This is a genomic window from Methanobacterium sp. CWC-01 (assembly GCF_030323845.1).
Lineage (GTDB): Archaea > Methanobacteriota > Methanobacteria > Methanobacteriales > Methanobacteriaceae > Methanobacterium > Methanobacterium aridiramus.
In genome coordinates this window covers 1,271,393-1,287,225 of sequence record NZ_CP040735.1, presented here as the reverse complement: position 1 = coordinate 1,287,225, position 15,833 = coordinate 1,271,393, and the positions used below count along the sequence as shown (strand labels likewise).

General features: G+C 43.2%; 21 protein-coding genes. 10 read left to right on the top strand and 11 right to left on the bottom strand.

Annotated elements, in window-relative coordinates:
• Positions 1-20: 20 nt before the first annotated feature.
• Positions 21-335, bottom strand: coding sequence for a DUF2769 domain-containing protein (locus FGU46_RS06950; RefSeq protein ID WP_286473214.1), 315 nt, complete (start codon positions 333-335; stop codon positions 21-23).
• A 125-nt stretch (positions 336-460) separates the two neighbouring features.
• Here FGU46_RS06950 and ku point away from each other — a divergent pair, with 125 nt between their 5' ends.
• Entirely contained in the window at positions 461-1,252 is a 792-nt protein-coding gene (ku, locus tag FGU46_RS06945; protein WP_286473211.1) for a non-homologous end joining protein Ku, read from the top strand.
• A complete protein-coding gene (locus tag FGU46_RS06940) occupies positions 1,227-2,114 on the top strand; it encodes an ATP-dependent DNA ligase (RefSeq protein ID WP_286473209.1) in 888 nt (295 codons plus the stop codon). The genes ku and FGU46_RS06940 overlap by 26 nt, the downstream gene beginning before the upstream one ends.
• A gap of 53 nt (positions 2,115-2,167) precedes the next feature.
• Here the strand turns inward: FGU46_RS06940 and FGU46_RS06935 are convergent, their stop codons facing one another.
• The 5 genes from FGU46_RS06935 to FGU46_RS06915 form a co-directional block, all read right to left on the bottom strand.
• Positions 2,168-2,395 (bottom strand): zinc-ribbon domain-containing protein, encoded by a 228-nt coding sequence (locus tag FGU46_RS06935; protein WP_286473207.1) that lies wholly within the window; start codon positions 2,393-2,395, stop codon positions 2,168-2,170.
• A 167-nt stretch (positions 2,396-2,562) separates the two neighbouring features.
• Entirely contained in the window at positions 2,563-3,162 is a 600-nt protein-coding gene (locus FGU46_RS06930; protein WP_286473205.1) for a DUF4405 domain-containing protein, read from the bottom strand.
• A complete protein-coding gene (locus FGU46_RS06925; protein ID WP_286473198.1) occupies positions 3,159-3,485 on the bottom strand; it encodes a hypothetical protein in 327 nt (108 codons plus the stop codon). Before FGU46_RS06925 ends, FGU46_RS06930 begins: the two co-directional genes overlap by 4 nt.
• A 48-nt stretch (positions 3,486-3,533) precedes the next feature.
• Entirely contained in the window at positions 3,534-4,298 is a 765-nt protein-coding gene (locus FGU46_RS06920; protein WP_286473197.1) for an ABC transporter permease, read from the bottom strand.
• 1 nt (position 4,299) lies between these two features.
• A complete protein-coding gene (locus FGU46_RS06915; protein ID WP_286473196.1) occupies positions 4,300-5,241 on the bottom strand; it encodes an ATP-binding cassette domain-containing protein in 942 nt (313 codons plus the stop codon).
• 143 nt (positions 5,242-5,384) lie between these two features.
• Between FGU46_RS06915 and FGU46_RS06910 the strand changes: the two genes are divergently transcribed.
• From FGU46_RS06910 to FGU46_RS06900, 3 genes are all read left to right on the top strand, one after another.
• Positions 5,385-6,758 carry an MBL fold metallo-hydrolase gene (locus tag FGU46_RS06910; protein WP_286473192.1) on the top strand — a complete coding sequence of 458 codons (1,374 nt, stop codon included), beginning with the start codon at positions 5,385-5,387 and terminating at the stop codon, positions 6,756-6,758.
• 46 nt (positions 6,759-6,804) lie between these two features.
• Positions 6,805-7,275, top strand: a complete 471-nt coding sequence (locus FGU46_RS06905) for a pyridoxamine 5'-phosphate oxidase family protein (RefSeq protein ID WP_286473190.1) — start codon at positions 6,805-6,807, stop codon at positions 7,273-7,275.
• A 181-nt stretch (positions 7,276-7,456) separates the two neighbouring features.
• Positions 7,457-8,032 carry a methylated-DNA--[protein]-cysteine S-methyltransferase gene (locus FGU46_RS06900; RefSeq protein ID WP_286473189.1) on the top strand — a complete coding sequence of 192 codons (576 nt, stop codon included), beginning with the start codon at positions 7,457-7,459 and terminating at the stop codon, positions 8,030-8,032.
• Positions 8,033-8,076: 44 nt separating this feature from the next.
• Here FGU46_RS06900 and FGU46_RS06895 read toward each other — a convergent pair whose 3' ends face one another.
• The 5 genes from FGU46_RS06895 to afpA all read right to left on the bottom strand — a co-directional run bounded on the left by FGU46_RS06895 (position 8,077) and on the right by afpA (position 11,990).
• The gene (locus FGU46_RS06895; protein WP_286473182.1) at positions 8,077-8,829 is read right to left on the bottom strand and encodes an MIP/aquaporin family protein; all 753 of its coding nucleotides are present in this window, start codon (positions 8,827-8,829) and stop codon (positions 8,077-8,079) included.
• A gap of 3 nt (positions 8,830-8,832) precedes the next feature.
• Entirely contained in the window at positions 8,833-9,042 is a 210-nt protein-coding gene (locus FGU46_RS06890) for a DUF2180 family protein (RefSeq protein WP_286473180.1), read from the bottom strand.
• Positions 9,043-9,054: 12 nt separating this feature from the next.
• Positions 9,055-10,554, bottom strand: a complete 1,500-nt coding sequence (locus FGU46_RS06885) for a DUF2193 domain-containing protein (protein WP_286473178.1) — start codon at positions 10,552-10,554, stop codon at positions 9,055-9,057.
• Between the two features lie 310 nt (positions 10,555-10,864).
• Positions 10,865-11,317, bottom strand: coding sequence for a hypothetical protein (locus FGU46_RS06880; RefSeq protein ID WP_286473177.1), 453 nt, complete (start codon positions 11,315-11,317; stop codon positions 10,865-10,867).
• 106 nt (positions 11,318-11,423) lie between these two features.
• A complete protein-coding gene (gene afpA / locus FGU46_RS06875; protein WP_286473174.1) occupies positions 11,424-11,990 on the bottom strand; it encodes an archaeoflavoprotein AfpA in 567 nt (188 codons plus the stop codon).
• A gap of 184 nt (positions 11,991-12,174) precedes the next feature.
• On the opposite strand from afpA, the gene FGU46_RS06870 reads away from it, so the two are divergent.
• The 5 genes from FGU46_RS06870 (at position 12,175) to FGU46_RS06850 (ending at position 15,811) form a co-directional block, all read left to right on the top strand.
• Positions 12,175-12,561 carry a Fur family transcriptional regulator gene (locus FGU46_RS06870; protein ID WP_286473172.1) on the top strand — a complete coding sequence of 129 codons (387 nt, stop codon included), beginning with the start codon at positions 12,175-12,177 and terminating at the stop codon, positions 12,559-12,561.
• 195 nt (positions 12,562-12,756) lie between these two features.
• A complete protein-coding gene (locus FGU46_RS06865; protein ID WP_286473168.1) occupies positions 12,757-13,698 on the top strand; it encodes a hypothetical protein in 942 nt (313 codons plus the stop codon).
• Positions 13,699-13,728: 30 nt separating this feature from the next.
• The gene (locus FGU46_RS06860) at positions 13,729-14,016 is read left to right on the top strand and encodes a DUF2769 domain-containing protein (protein WP_286473167.1); all 288 of its coding nucleotides are present in this window, start codon (positions 13,729-13,731) and stop codon (positions 14,014-14,016) included.
• Between the two features lie 14 nt (positions 14,017-14,030).
• Positions 14,031-14,468 carry a small multi-drug export protein gene (locus tag FGU46_RS06855; RefSeq protein ID WP_286473165.1) on the top strand — a complete coding sequence of 146 codons (438 nt, stop codon included), beginning with the start codon at positions 14,031-14,033 and terminating at the stop codon, positions 14,466-14,468.
• 239 nt (positions 14,469-14,707) lie between these two features.
• Positions 14,708-15,811, top strand: a complete 1,104-nt coding sequence (locus tag FGU46_RS06850) for an inositol-3-phosphate synthase (RefSeq protein ID WP_286473163.1) — start codon at positions 14,708-14,710, stop codon at positions 15,809-15,811.
• Positions 15,812-15,833 lie beyond the last annotated feature (22 nt).

The window sequence follows — 15,833 nt, the reverse complement described above, 5'->3', positions numbered from 1 at the left end:
TAAACAGACTTTAAATCAAATCATCTAATAATCCGGGCCGAACCATCCCTGCAGAAGTAACGTTGTGGTTCCAACTTATATTCATCCCAGATGGAGCATTCATTACATTTGCAGACCTTTTTTGTATCAATATCCTGACAGATGGCCTTACCTGTAGAGCAGTATAGTCCTGGGACTCTTTCCTCATCCATCCTCATGGGACTGTCCAAGTCCTGCTGGGTCATGAGTAACATGATCTTCTGCTTGTCCCTTACGCACTGGCTTTCAATCTGGACCGCACACTTGGTACATAGGCATTTTTTAATATTTTCCATGCTGAAGTCTATTCCAACCATAGTCTACCCATTTTAGTTTAATTATTTTAGATTATCTCTGTCTATACTGAAATTAATTTTTATGGAAACCTTGGATAAGTGAAAAGTTTATGGGAACTAAAACAAAAAATTAATGGGTGAAATCTATGAGATCCATCTGGTCAGGGGCAATGAAGTTTGGAACTATTTTTATACCGATCCGTTTGTACGCTGCCAGTGAAAACCTGCATATAGGGTTCCATCTGGTGCATAAAACCGATTGCGGCCGGGTTCGTTACAAGAAGGTGTGTGCGAAAGACGGGGAAGAGCTTAAACCCGAAGATATTGTGAGGGCCATTGATATCGCTGGGGAGTGCATACAGTTTACAGAAGATGAAATCAAGAATCTGCGTCCCTTCACCACCCGTACCATGGAAATTTTAGGGTTCTGCGAATCCTACGAAATACCATTAGTTGCCCTTGGCAAACCCTACTACATTGGAACCGAGTCTCCCAAAAAGGGAGGGGTAGCGCAGGGGTTCCAGATGCTGAAAAAAGCAATGCAGGACAGTGATAAAGTGGCAGTGGTTCGTTGGGTGGCCCGATCCAACGAATACATGGGTATGTTAACATCCTACGAGCAGGGGTTCCTCCTGAAGCAGATACTCTATCATGAACAGATCCGATCAGTTGAGGAGATCGAGATCATAGAAGCTGAGGTGGATCCAGAAGTATTAGAAAAGGGGATGCAGGTAGTGGAGAAGATGGCCATTAACTTTGACTGGACCCGGTATAGAGAAAAATACACCCAGGAACTGCGGGAACTCATTGAGAAGAAAGCCCTGGGTGAAGAGATAATACCGGAGTTAAAACCCCCTGAAACTCGTTCTCTGGAAAAAGAGCTGGAGAAAATGCTGGCCATGGTGGATGAAAATGAAGATAGAGCCCATGCTGGCTAAACTGAAAAATTTAGACGTTAATTTGGCAGGTACTTGGATAAGTGAACCCAAATATGATGGGGAAAGACTTTTAGCCGAGTCGAAGGGGAAAAGAATTGGATTATGGACCCGTAGACACGTTCAGGTATCGCGCAAGTTTCCAGAAGTTGTGGATGCTCTTATGAAAGTGAATGGTGATGACTGGATCCTGGATGGGGAATTAACCGTACCTGGAGGCTTTCGTAGGCTTTTAAAACGCAACGTGGAAGATAAAACCAAGATCAAGATCCTGTCCCAGAAGATACCGGCCACCTATCATGTGTTCGACATACTCCGCTGGGAGGGAGAGGATCTCGCCATGAAACCCCTTAAAGACCGGAAAAAAATACTCTTAAACCATATAATACCATCTAAGCGGGTGAAACTAATGCCCTTCCGCCTGGTGACCAGTTCCAAGGTGAAAAAACACTTCCAGGAGTATGTGGAAGATGGTTTTGAAGGCGCGGTACTGAAAAATGCACTTTCAACCTACGAACCCGGCAAGAGGACTGGTCAGTGGATAAAGATCAAAAGAGAAGAAACTGTAGATGTAAATATCATCGGTGCCACCCAAAGTACAGGCAGCATACCCTTCGGAGCCCTTCTGATGGAGAAGGATGGAAAATACTTCGGGAAAGTAGGTACTGGATACAGCACTGCTGAACAAAAGTCCATAATGAAAATACTCGAAAAAAATCAGGGCCCCCTTAAGATTCCCATACCTTCAGACGTGAAATCTGAGGTTCTGATAACATCCCGACCGCTGCCAGCCGAGATAAAGGTAAATGAGATCTTCAAAGGTTCACCCCGGGCACCGGTGTGGATACGATTCCGGTGGGGCTAATTAAAGAATAAATTTAAATGGTTCAATCCTGATTATAACGCCCTTTGATCATCTCATAATTTAATACCCACTCCGGGTATAAATGATATTAAAATAGCCACAATGATCAAGATCAGTACAACTAACGCCAGGATGACTTGTAGTTTTAATTCTGATTTGGCTTTCTCTGGTTTCTTGGATTTTTTTTCAAGTCGGGGGAATATGGTTAACTTCGAGCCGCACCCCGAGCAGAATCGGGCCCCGTCTGGGTTTTTTGTTCCACATCTTTGACAATCAGGCATTCGGTATCCTCCATTATAAAGATCAATTACCTTTTAAGGCACACGTTATTTCAAACTTTCTCATATAATAATCATATAATCCTTTGAATCGCTTATACTTTAATGGGTATAATACTTATCAGGTGATCACAACATGATCTTTAATTTTCACACGTATTTAATGCAATTTAAAGCCTGAAAATTCCTTTAAACTGTTTCCAGTAAAGATGTACATGGAATATACTTGTCACTGCCATTATAATTGAAAATTCAGCATGCCAGAAGTCAATGGACATATTCCAAGGCGTTTGCATACCAAAGTTTATCAGTATTATCAACACTATTCCTGTAATCCCCGAGACCAGAAAACTACCGGTTAGTATGTAATTCCAGATACGATAGTAGGGCCTTCTTTTTAATCTATGGTTGAGATAGAGGAAGTAAGTGACCAGATAGGAAATGGAAGTCAATATTACCAGGGGTATCAGATAAAAATTAGCACCAGGCACTTGTTCTGGTTCATTAATCTCACTAGGAGTAATATTCTCTTGGCTTCCCCTTCTTCTACCACTTCCAGTCAAGTTATCAGTAGTGGTGGTGCTGGTGTTATCAATACTATCAGGGGAAGACTGGGAGAGATCACAGATACCATCCTGATTAGTATCTACATAGCGGGGACATTGACCAGGGAAAGGATCATCCACCAGCCCATAAGGACAGTCATTCCAGGCGTAAACGGCAATAGGAGCCAATATAACGATTAAAAGGACCGTTAATAGCTTCTTCAATGACGAGACCTCCGGCCAAAGGTGTAAGAACGGAACGATTTCCAATAAACATGTATGTGGAAGATGGAAATTGCAAACATGGCAATGGCCACTTGCACATGCCAGTACAGGAAATCTTTACTAATGGGAAGAGCTAACCCGTATTCTACCAGCCCTATAAGGATCATTCCCGCCCCTACTGATACTAAAAATGTTATCAGAATGAGGATATTCCATATCTGTACGTGACGAGATCTTCTTAGGTAACCTTTCTTGAATAAAACATAGCTGAACAGGTACAAAATCAGGAAGGTCAAAGATATGGGCAATAGATAGTAGGTCATATAGTTATCCTCAATTAGACTTTTTATCCTTACTGTGGAAGTAAGATTCTACATCAACTCCTGTTCTCTGCGGCTGAAGACGAAAGCTGATAACAAGACCATGATAAGTGCGAAGAGGCTCACAACCACCAAACTCACATACAAAGGTAATACCGAGGTTTTCAGGATTATGGCCCGGAGGGCATCCACCCCGTAGGTTAATGGATCTAGATACACCGCTACTTGAAGCCAGGATGGCAAATTAGTGACCGGAAAGAGAGCTCCGCTAAGAAGGAAAATAGGGAGAACTATGAAGCTGAGGATGAGGTTAAATCCTTCCATACTATCGGTGAAAGAAGCAATTAAGAGACCTAAACCTGCCAGACCAAGGGAGATCAATAGGATAACCACTGCACTCTGAATAAATATTTCAGGAGTCATCTGGATACCTACCAGGAAGGACAGTAATAGGAGTATTAATCCCTGTATCATGGCCGTGGTGCTTATACCCAATGCTTTACCAAAAACAATAGCCGGCCTGGAAATAGGTGCCACCAGTATCTCTTTAAGGAATCCGTATTGACGATCGATGATTACCGAGACCCCGGAAAAAACAGCGGTGAAAAGTACAGTCTGACCTATGATCCCTGGGAAAATAAAGGCCTGGTATCCTCCCACACCCCCACCAAAACGTACGGCTGAACCCAGTCCGGTTCCGAAGATGAGCAACCATAAAAGTGGAGTTACCACTGAGGTTAATATACGGGAACGGTATCTAACAAACCTTTTGTTCTCCCGGAGCCAGATAGTATAAATTCCCTCCAGTTCCGGCATATTAGGCTCCCTCACTTATGGATCTTCCTGTGTATTTGAGGAACACATCCTCCAGGTTGGGATGTTCTAGTTCAATGGAATTCACAAAAATATCATTCTGATTGGCAAAGTTAACGATCTCTGGGACCAGATAATCTCCCCTTTCCACCATCATCTTGATTTCGGAGTCAACTGCAAAGATATCTTTAACGAAAACCAGGTTTTGTGCCTTTTCCATGAATTCCTCAGGTTTATCTACCTTTACAGTGATGGTATCTGCTTTCAACTCCCGCTTGAGATTGCTGGGCGAGTCAGCGGTGATTATAGTTCCCCTATTTATGATGGCCACCTCATCACATAGTTTGTCAGCCTCTTCCATGTAATGGGTGGTCATAAGGACAGTGACCTTCTCCTCCTGATTTAACTTCTGTATGTACTCCCAGATACTCTCCCTGGTCTGTGGATCCAGACCCAGGGTGGGTTCATCCAGAAACAGGACCTTAGGATGGTGTATTAAGCCCCTTCCTATCTCCAGTCTTCGCTTCATACCTCCAGAGTAAGTCTTTACGAATTCATCAGCCTTGGACCCCAGGGCTATGAGATCCAGTACCTCATCCAGGCGTTTTTCCCGTAGATCCTTGGGTACTCCGTACAGAGCAGCGTGCATTTCCAGATGTTCCCTTCCAGTCAAAATGTCATCCAGAGCCCGGGATTGAAAAACGATTCCAATTGATTCTCTTACTTTTTTTGGATCCTTAACAATATCATATCCGTTCACGGTGGCCGAACCTTCGGTGGGATGCAGTATGGTGCACAGCATAGAGATCAGGGTGGTCTTACCAGCGCCATTAGGCCCTAAAACCCCATATACACTATTTTTAGGCACTTTCAGGTTTACACCGTCCACTGCTGTGAAATCATCATATTTTTTGGTGATGTTCTGGGTTTCTATAATATATTCCATGTGATCCTCCCAAAAGATCTATTTAAAAATTATTGTGTATCCGGGTGATTTAATAATTTAGTTTGCATCGATAAAATTAAATCTAATCTGGATAATACTATAATCATCCCTGAAGTTTTAAATAGCAAATAGGTGGTTTAAGCTTGATTTTTAGGATGATAAAATCTGAGGGTATAGCCCACCACTCTTACTTCTTAGGAGATGGAGGGAAAGCAGCCGTTATAGATCCCAGGCGGGATGTGGAGATCTACCAGGATCTAGCCCAGGAAAATGATCTTCAAATCGAATATATCTTCGAAACCCATCGTAACGAGGATTATGTAATTGGTTCCCTGGAACTTCAGAATGCTGCTGGTGGCGAAATATATCATGGAGCCCACTTTGATTTTGCTTATGGGAATCCGGTTAATGAGAAAGATAAATTCCAATTGGGATCCATGGAGTTGGAGGTTCTAGAAACTCCGGGCCATACTAAAGAAAGTATATCCCTGGTTCTTCGGGATTTGAGTGCTTCCCATGCTGTTCAGATGGTTTTTACAGGCGATCTTATTTTCGCTGGAGAAACAGGGAGGATCGACTTTTACGGAGTCAAAAACCGCCCAAAGATGGCCGAGCTACTGTACGACAGTCTATTTACCAAGATATTCTCTCTAGGCGAACATGTGATCCTTTGTCCAGCCCACGGTGCTGGGTCAGTTTGTGGAGCCGACATCAGGGAACAGGACTACTCCACCGTTGGTTATGAGATGAATACTAATCAGCAGCTTCAGTTAAGTAAAGAGGAGTTTATCCGCCAAAAATCTGAAGAAGAGTTGTATTATCCGCCTTATTTCAGGAACATGGAAAAATTAAACCAGGATGGTGCTCCAATTCTGGGTCGGCTTCTTCACCTTAGACCTGTATCTCCTTTAAATTTAATCAAACTACAAAAAAATGGCTTCCAGATCCTGGACGTCCGTAAACCAACCAGTTTCGCCGGAGGACATATAAAAGGTAGTCTGAGCATCTGGAGGGAAGGTGTGCCCGCCTTTGCCGGGTGGTTCCTTAACTACCAGGACCCCATTATAATCGTGGACGACCGGGATGGTACTCGAGATATGGTGCAACGGGTACTGCTCCGTGCAGGCTTTGACAATCTATACGGATATCTTTCGGGCGGATTCCCATCTTGGTATCTTCAAGCCCAGGATGTGGAAACCTTAAAACTCCAGACAGTCCAACAACTCCGGGATAGACAGTTCGATGGTGACTTCAACCTTTTAGATGTTCGCAAGTTAGCTGACCGTGAAAAAGGCTTCATTGAAGGTTCAAAGCATATATACGCCGGTTTAGTCCCACATAGATTAGAAGAAATTCCTAAAGAACAGGAAATTGTGGTTTACTGTGATTCAGGATTTAAATCAACCATGGTGGCCAGTTATCTACTTCAGAAGGGTTATCGTGATGTGGTTAGTGTACTGGGGAGTATGAGGGCCTGGATAAACGCTTCATATCCTGTGGTTAAAAATAATCAATGATAATTAAGATAATAAATGTAATGATGGAATGTAAAATGGTGATACCATGGAATTGCATAAAATACCCTTCATGAATAAAGAAGAGTACGACAGTTTAATTAAAGATGGCTACGTTAGTAGAATTGCGTTTAAGGGCGAATACCCTTATATAGCCCCTTTTCTCTATGTGTTTGATGGAAGATTCCTGTACTTCCTCTCCACCAAATACGGAAAGAAAGTGAAGCTCTTAAATGAAGATCCCCAAGTTGCAGTTGAGATCGAATGTTACCATCCGGACATGTCTCATTTCCGCTTTGTGACCCTGCAGGGAACCATAAACTCTGTGGTAGAAGAAGATGAAAAAAAAAGTGTGAGGGGAATGTTCGTCGACTTGATAAAAGAAAAAGAGCTTTCTCCTAAAATCTTAGCTGCACTGGGACATTCACCGGAAGAACCATTGGAAAAAATATGCCAGGAAGAACGCAGTTACGTGTGGAAACTGGTGGATGTGCAGGATATTGTGGCTCTGAAAAGCTAAACAGGCTTTCTGTAGAAATAATTAAGAAATAGTTTATCGATGATAAAACAGGAGATATCCTACTTCCATTGTGGGGGCCCATTTAGATATGCTAAGTTTGAATATCGTTTAAATCTAATCTTCCATATTTTCCTTAGTTTTTGACTTATATAATAGTTAATAATTAAAAACCATTGAAAAGATGAAAATAAAAATCCTTGAATCAACTTCTTTTGGACCAGTAGCAATATTATGGTCCATATTCAATGGACAGCCCCAAATTACCAGAGTTATAATCTCCAAACCAGATTACTCAGCTTTAGATCAGGCCACCCACAGCTACCCGGATGCTCAGCCCTCTTCCTGCAGGGAAATTGATGCGGTTACCACAGACATCAAAGCGTTTCTTGAAGGAGAAGATGTTACCTTTCCCCTTGAAATGGTAACTTTAGATGAGTGTCCGCCCTTTCAAAAGGCAGTGTTGCACGCTGAACACCTGATTCCAAGGGGAAGTGTCAGTACCTACAAACTCATTGCTGCGTATCTGGGCAATGGCCAGGCCTCCCGGGCGGTTGGCAATGCCCTGGCGAGTAATCCTTTCCCCATCATAGTCCCCTGCCATCGAGCTATTCGCTCGGATGGGCACATTGGAGGTTTTCAAGGCGGATTTTATATGAAAAAAGCTTTATTAGAAAACGAAGGTGTGAAAATCGATGATAAGGGGCGAGTGGTTAATCCACCATTGCATTACGGGACAGAGCCGGATGAAAATAAATAAAATTAAAAAAAAAGAATAAAAGAGTTTTTTTATTATATTTCTGGTTAAATACTGGTATCTTCGCTGGTTAGATACTGGTAGAGAAGTGCTGCCACCACGGCGCCCACAATTGGCCCGATGACGTAAATGGGGAAGTAATTCCACAGATTATTTCCGCCCAGCAACAGGTCACCTAGATAGGGTCCGAAGGTCCTGGCTGGGTTGAGGGATGCTCCAGCAATATTACCCGTGGTGGTGATAACACCAGCCACGGTTAATCCTATGGCCATCCCGGCAAATCCAGGTGTGGCTCTACGGTCTACAGCGACTCCCATGATGGTCAGCATCAATATGAAAGTCCCAATTGCCTCCACCAGGATGGCCTGTCCGTAACCAATACCAGGGAAGGGTGCTGTGGCACCTAAACCACCAATGGTAACTGCATCTATACCCACAATCATGGCAAAGGTCAGACTGGCCAGTGAGGCACCCATCAGTTGCGCTATGATGTAGGGTAACACATCCCTGCTGGGGAACTTCCTAACAGCCCATAAACCAATAGTTACCGCAGGATTTATGTGACAGCCAGAAATGGAACCCAGGGCATATATTGATGCCATAATGGCGAATCCGAATGCCAATCCAATGGCCAGCCAGTCGCCCAGGCCCCCCAAAACTCCAATTCCAATGTTAAAGGTGGTGGTGGGATCCTGACCGGCACTGATCATCAGGGTGATGGCCGCAGCCCCTGCTCCAAAAAAAACCAGTAGGAAGGTCCCTACCAGTTCGGCTATAGCCCGTTTAGCCAGAGAAGCCATCTACTATTCCCCCTCCAGAGCGTTGTAGCAGGATGGGCAGAGTATGCGGGGCAGGGTTTTTTTTACCTTCTCCGAGGGGAAGGGATATCCTCCTTCCCATAGCTCAACCTCCTGGCGTATGATGTGTTCCTGGCATAATCCCATCCCACATACGATGCATATGGCCAGAGCGTCAGTTTCTTTTCCCTGTTGTGCACAAACATAACATTTCATGTTTTCACATCCTTAGACGGCTTCTTTCCACTGGCAATGGTTGTGGCGGAAGTCCACCAGACAGGCTGAGGCACAGCTCTTACAGGTTCGGGCTGGTGATGCGGGGTTTTCCTTGTCCAGGGCTATGATGTTGGTCATTAGAGTGGCGGTGACTGGTTCACTGGTTAATAGGCAGGGGTAGTCAGCCAGACGCATCAATGCTGAGAAGCGAACAGTTATGGCACAGGCCGGATAGGTGTAGCGTTGTGGGTTCATAATAACTTCATTCTGGTGTACTGGTTCCAGATCCACGGTGAAATTTCCGATACGGGGTGTGAGTTTTCCTGGTGTTCCGTTCTGGGCACGTCGAGCCGTGTCCAGGTGGTTCCATCCCCGGTATATCATGTCCATGAAATCACAGTTGTGCAGTTCAGCCGCGGCACCCCGGGTAGGGTAGAGTTGAACGTAGTTGTGGAACCTTTTGGTTAACATGTCCACCACCATGGGTGCGTTAAACCCATCCAGTTCCAGTATGTATTCCACAGCACAGGCAGATGATCCTGTAGCCAGGGATAAAATCTCCACTGCGCTTTTGAAATTGGGAAGAGCTGCTTTTAGCGTGGATTCCATCACTGCCGTGGTGGCCTCTATAACCCCCATGATCACATCATCCTTACACATGTTGTAGGTGGACTGGGCGATGTGATGAGAAATATCACCCACACAGTAGGCCGGCACGGTGAGTATGTTTCCATAGTGCACCCCATCATCTACCGCGGCCATGATGGTCCTTTTCATTTTATCTTTGTATCCCGCCATGTACTTGCGGACGTCGAAAGAGGTGTGTCCCAGGGAATCCATAAGTTGGGCTTGGGCATCCACCGGATTCTCGTAGATCTGCTGGACCATAGCCACTTCTTTATCGATGGCATCGGATAGGGTGGCTCCTGCTTCTAACTCCTGGGCAAATACTTCCCCCACACCATAAGAGGTGTTCATTCCCCATGATTTGGCAGATAAGATGGCCTGTTTATGTTCCAGTGGTGCATCTACAGTCTGCAGAATCTGATTCACTAGGTTACTGGTACTACCGGGTATGAGGGCAAAATCCACCACACAAGTAGGGCCATAGAATCCACCGTATCTACGGACCACTTCCCGGCCTATGAGGGCTTCAGAACTTGATATCGCGTCTATGAATCTATCCACACTGGCCTGGAAGTCTGAATCTTCTTCGCCGAGGATCTCCAGGATAGCCGGGGTTTGATAGTGCTCCACGAAGGGGTCATCTTCGGGGCGAATGGTGTCGGTGAGGCTGTTTAAAAGTTCAAAGTGAGTTTTCACCGAATCCACGTGGAGATTGATGACCGATTCACTCTGGTCACCAACGGCCTCCATCTTCTCCACCACATCCAGGTAGGCCTTGGTATCTTTAATCTTAAAGTCAGTTCCCCGATTCTTCTTAATAGTCGCAACATCTGCTTTTTGGGCCATTAAGGCCTCATTTACCATTTTTTCATATAATTCCTGCATTTTATCACCTCAAACATCTTCATATTCTTGTGATCTATCTCACAGGAGTAGTGGTTCCAAAATTAAAAAATTGGTAAATCCCTACCCCCACGGCAGTTATCGGAGATCAAAAAAAACAACCTTATTCCCCTCCCGCTTAATTTCGTTTTTAATACGAGGGCTGCCGTTTTTCTTACATGTACATTTATGTTATGATTGAAGTAGTTGATAAATTTTTCCGGATTATAATTCCTTTGATGAAGACTTCACTTGTGGAGAGTTCATTATTCAAAAGATATGGAAGAGTATGGAGTTCAATCCATCAATCCCTTTAAAAATGTTCGGAGAAAGTTTTCAAAATCAGGTGGTAACCTTCGATAGCGTTTACACCCTCAGAAGCCTTCAGTAAGATTGAAGTTACCTTCCCATCCTTTTCAGGGAAATAAGACTGATAATAATGAATTCCGTCGTAAAAAGCTTCCACTTGGTAGATTTCATGTCCTTCAATATCCACCAAGCCCTCCTTCTGAATATACTGTGAAGCTGGCTTTGTCAAATTCACATAATCTTCAAATGATTCTCCATCTAACAGATGCCAGGTCTGAATCTCTCCACTTACACCATCTCCCTCAATGGTAAGCTCCTCACTGATGGTCCAATCGACAGGATATTGGAAGGAAACATCTACCGAATCATAATATTTGGTTGTTTTTTCCTCAGTACATCCAGAAATAGTCACTACACCTAAAATTAAAATGAACGTTAATAGAATTCCACGTTTCAAATATTCACCCCCGGATATTAGAATGGTAATTATAATGTTAACTGGATTTAAAAAAGTTATGAATCTACATGTAAACAGAATCTTTCAGAAAGCCGTTAAACTCATATCATTTGGAAAAATGTTGGTTGAAAACCTCTTCAATGTCCTCCGGGTCCTTTATCATGAAGGTCCTGTGCATTTTAGCCAGTTTTTCCACGTGTTCCACATCCTCTTTTCGGATGGTGATCTTTAAATCCTTGCCATTAGGCAGTTTGGTGATGGTCACGCCTTCTTCGTAATCCGATGGAAGTATATAAAGGGGAACGTCAGCTTTTTGGCCCATTATGGCGGCGTTGGCAATTAGGGTGTCACCCATTCGCATGGCTATCTTGGCCACAGTGTTAGAGGTGGTGGGTGCGATAAGCATGAATTTATATTTACCTAACTGGATATTGCCAGCTAGAAAAGGAGCATTGGCATTGATTTCAACCCAGATCCTATCGAAGTTTTCTTCGATCTGGTTGGATATTCCGTAGTACTTCACAACTTGGTCACCGGATTTGGAGATGTACACTTCAATGTCCACCTCATCTTCGTACTTGTACTTTATTTTCTTCATCACTTCCAGTGTTTCCAGAATCTTATCGCCGGCACCGGTAATCCCCCAGGCAACCTTCTTTTTCTTCCTTTCCATGCTCATTCCCCCGATTCAATGGCCATCTATTTATTTAAAGCCATTTATTTAAAATTTTGGCCCATCTCATTTATTTTTCCTTTAGTCAAGTTCCAGTCTGGAAGATAGTTGTTTTTAAATAGAACTTGGTTCTATATAAGTTTTGTTTCGATAATTTTTTATTTGATGTAATCAACTATCATTCATGGAGAATTTGTTAAAAAAACATAAGATCAAAATCACTCCCCAAAGGATGGAGTTGATCAGAATATTAAATGAATTGGGAAATACCCATCCATCCTTTAATGGAATTTACCAGACAATTAATGCCACTCACCCCAATGTGAGTCGTTCCACGGTCTACGAGAATCTAAAACTTCTGGTTGAACTGGGAATTATAACGAGCTTTCATTACAAGGGTGAAATCCGCTACGAAATGGACCCGGAACCCCATGTGAACCTAGCAGAGCTGGATGGCACCATAACTGATATAAAAAATCCTGAAATTCAGAAACATTTAGAATATATCCGGCGGATCCTAAAGGAAAAGGAAGGGATAGAACCTGAGACCTTATTAGTGATTGTAGAGTAATAGTTTTCATTTTAAAATGCAGGAGTTAGTGCTTGATCCGGATTAAGTTCTCTAATAGCCTAAAAAAATGATATAGATCAGCAAATAGGTTTAATCCATAATCAAATCAATTATTCTAATCCTTCAAATATGTCTGAATTTCCTGAATATTGGCTAAAAGAAAACCTTATAAAATCCTAACGCATAAATAAACTTATGAAGTCCGAACCCCGAAAAAACGGACTAATTATAGGAATTATACTGGTTTTATTTTTATCTCTAAATGCTTTGAGTGCTCACCAACCCCGACTGGATACTGGAGCTGCGGTTTCCGCGGAAAATCCAATTATTGTGGAAAATCCAGAAATTTCCCAGGCATTCTATGGCCAACTCAACGGGAAGCCTGTTTATTACCAGATAAAGTCAGATCAGCCCTTCCAGTTGTATGTGAACTTGCTGGTCCCCACCAGCCCTGGACAGGGGGGCGAATTTATATCAGCGGAAGTTACTGACCAAACCGGGAATATTGTGATGTTTTTAAACGGAACCAATTCCACCTGGACTCCCTATTTTGAGGAGTTTGGAGGGGACTTCTACTTAAAAGGACCGGAAGCTACCCTGGATGTGCCGGACGGGACTTACACCATAAAGGTCTTCAACTCCCAAAACCAGGGTAAATACTCCATCGCCATCGGGAAGATTGAAACTTTCCCAGCTAACGAAGCATTGGCCGCCCTATTTACCCTGCCACTTCTTAAACAGCAATTTTTTGCCAAACCAATTTCAACCCTTTTCATTGAATTTATAGGGATTATAGTGGCTCTAGGAAGTGTCATGGTCCTTTTCACCCTCATGATCAAATCCAGAAAGTCAGAAGAGTTAAAAGCCCTGACTATCAGAGTGGGTGCTGCAATAGCACCACTCATATGGATGGGTTCGATTATAGCTACTCTGGTGTGGATGTGGGTAATGTACCAAAACCCTCTGAATATACTGGGAATAGTTAACACCCTTATACTGGTTTTAATCCTTATCCTAACCTGGAGGGTTGGTTCAAAGACTATGAACCCTGACTTAACTAAACTGCCCCTGATTACCACGGTGTTCCTGGTGATATTTTGGTGGATTTTCGTATTCCTGGCCATATCCGTCATTTAGGTTGTTGGTTACAGATTTTAAGGTGATATAATGGATTTATTCCAAGAACTGCTGGAAGAACTAAGAAATTTAAGTGAGGAAGATCGTGCTAAAAAGCTTAAAGAAATGGAAGGTGACTGTGTCTGCCCCATCTGCCCCACCTATGAGGACTGTGGGAAGGGAGAAAACGTCTTCTGCATCACCCAGAAAAGTAGCTGTGTAGATATGGAACTGGGATGCCTGTGTCCCACCTGTCCTTTGGCACAAAAATATAAAATAGGAGTGCTTTACAACTTCTATTGTCACCGTGGGACAGAAAAAGAGCAGCGAGAGGGTTAATCTTTTTTAAAAATATGAGCCTAGAATCAGTGATAGCAGTTTTTGCAACCAGTGCACTGGAACTATGGTTAGCCATTCCCCTGGGTCTGGCTTTGGGTTTAAATCCGGTTATTATCGCATTGGCATCCATGGCCGGCTCCATATTTGCTGTTTTAGTTGTGGCCCTCACCGGTGCTAACTTGAGAAACCGCATCCTCAGATGGAGGTATAAAAATGAGCCGACTCAACACCATCGGTGGTATCAGATTTGGAATAAGTATGGAGTCATGGGCCTGGGGTTAATCTCTCCACTTATTTTTGGTGCGCCACTGGGAACCGCCGTTGGAATGGCCTTAGGAGCTAAAAAAGAAAAGTTAGTTATCTGGATGAGTTTAGGTATCCTGATCTGGAGTTTAGGTCTCACTTGGGCCGGATTCATGGGAATGTTAAATTTGCAAAGCTTTATTCAATAACCAGTCATGTTTTTTTAGATTAATCCAATGGGTAGTAGGAATAAAAAAAGACGAATAACGTGTTTTTCTAAGTTTTATAAGATTACATGGCCAGTTGATCGAAACATTTAATAGTAAATCTAGGCTAAGGTTACCCTAAGAGAAGTTAAAAGGCTTATTATTTAGAATGGTGATATTGATTTTAAATAACGAACCCTAGGCACCATTTTTTAAGATGGCGTATGGAGAAGGTGTTAGATTTGGATAAGATAAGGATCGCGATTATTGGCATAGGAAATTGTGCAAGCTCACTCATACAAGGTATTTACTACTATCAGGATAAGGAAGCAGATGATGCTATTGGACTCATGCACTGGGATATTGGAGGATATCTGCCTTCTGATCTGGAAGTGGTGGCTGCCTTCGACATAGACCAGCGCAAGGTTGGTAAAGATGTGAATAAAGCCATATTCGCCCCACCGAATTGTACCCAGGTATTCTGTCCAGACTTATCACCATCAGGAGTTAAAGTTGAAATGGGGTGCGTATTAGACGGAGTAGCTGCCCACATGGCGGAATTTGATGAAAATCATACCTTTGTAGTTTCAGAAGAATCAGAAAAAAGCAAAGAAGAGATTGTTAAGATTTTAAAGGATAAAGATGTGGAGATTCTGGTGAACTACCTGCCCGTAGGATCTGAAGAAGCTGTACGTTTCTATGCAGAATGTGCTCTGGAGGCGGGTGTAGCTCTAATAAACTCCATGCCCGTGTTCATAGTTAGCGATCCGGTATGGGCGGCCAGATTTGAAGAAAAAGGAATACCAATAGTGGGTGATGACATAAAGGCACAGATAGGTGCTACTATTACTCATCGTACCCTGGCCAATCTTTTCCGGGAAAGGGGAGTCAAACTGGAACGTACCTATCAACTTAACACCGGTGGGAACACAGACTTTTTAAACATGCTCAACCGCAGCCGTCTGGATTCTAAAAAGGAATCTAAAACTGAAGCAGTTCAATCCGTATTGGGAAAAAGGCTGGATTCAGAAAATATACACATAGGTCCCAGTGACTACGTACCCTGGCAGAAAGATAATAAGCTCTGTTTCCTTCGTATGGAAGGTAAAACCTTTGGAGATGTTCCCATGAACATTGAATTACGTCTTTCAGTAGAGGATTCACCTAACTCGGCTGGTTGTGTCATCGATGCCGTGCGCTGCTGCAAACTTGCCCTGGAACGGGGAATAGGCGGACAGTTAACTTCCATATCTGCATTTACCATGAAACACCCCCCTGAGCAGTACACCGATGATCTGGCCAGGGAGATGGTGGATGAGTTTATTGCCGGGGAAAGGGAGAGATAGTTCTTTTTTTTAAGTTAAAAGT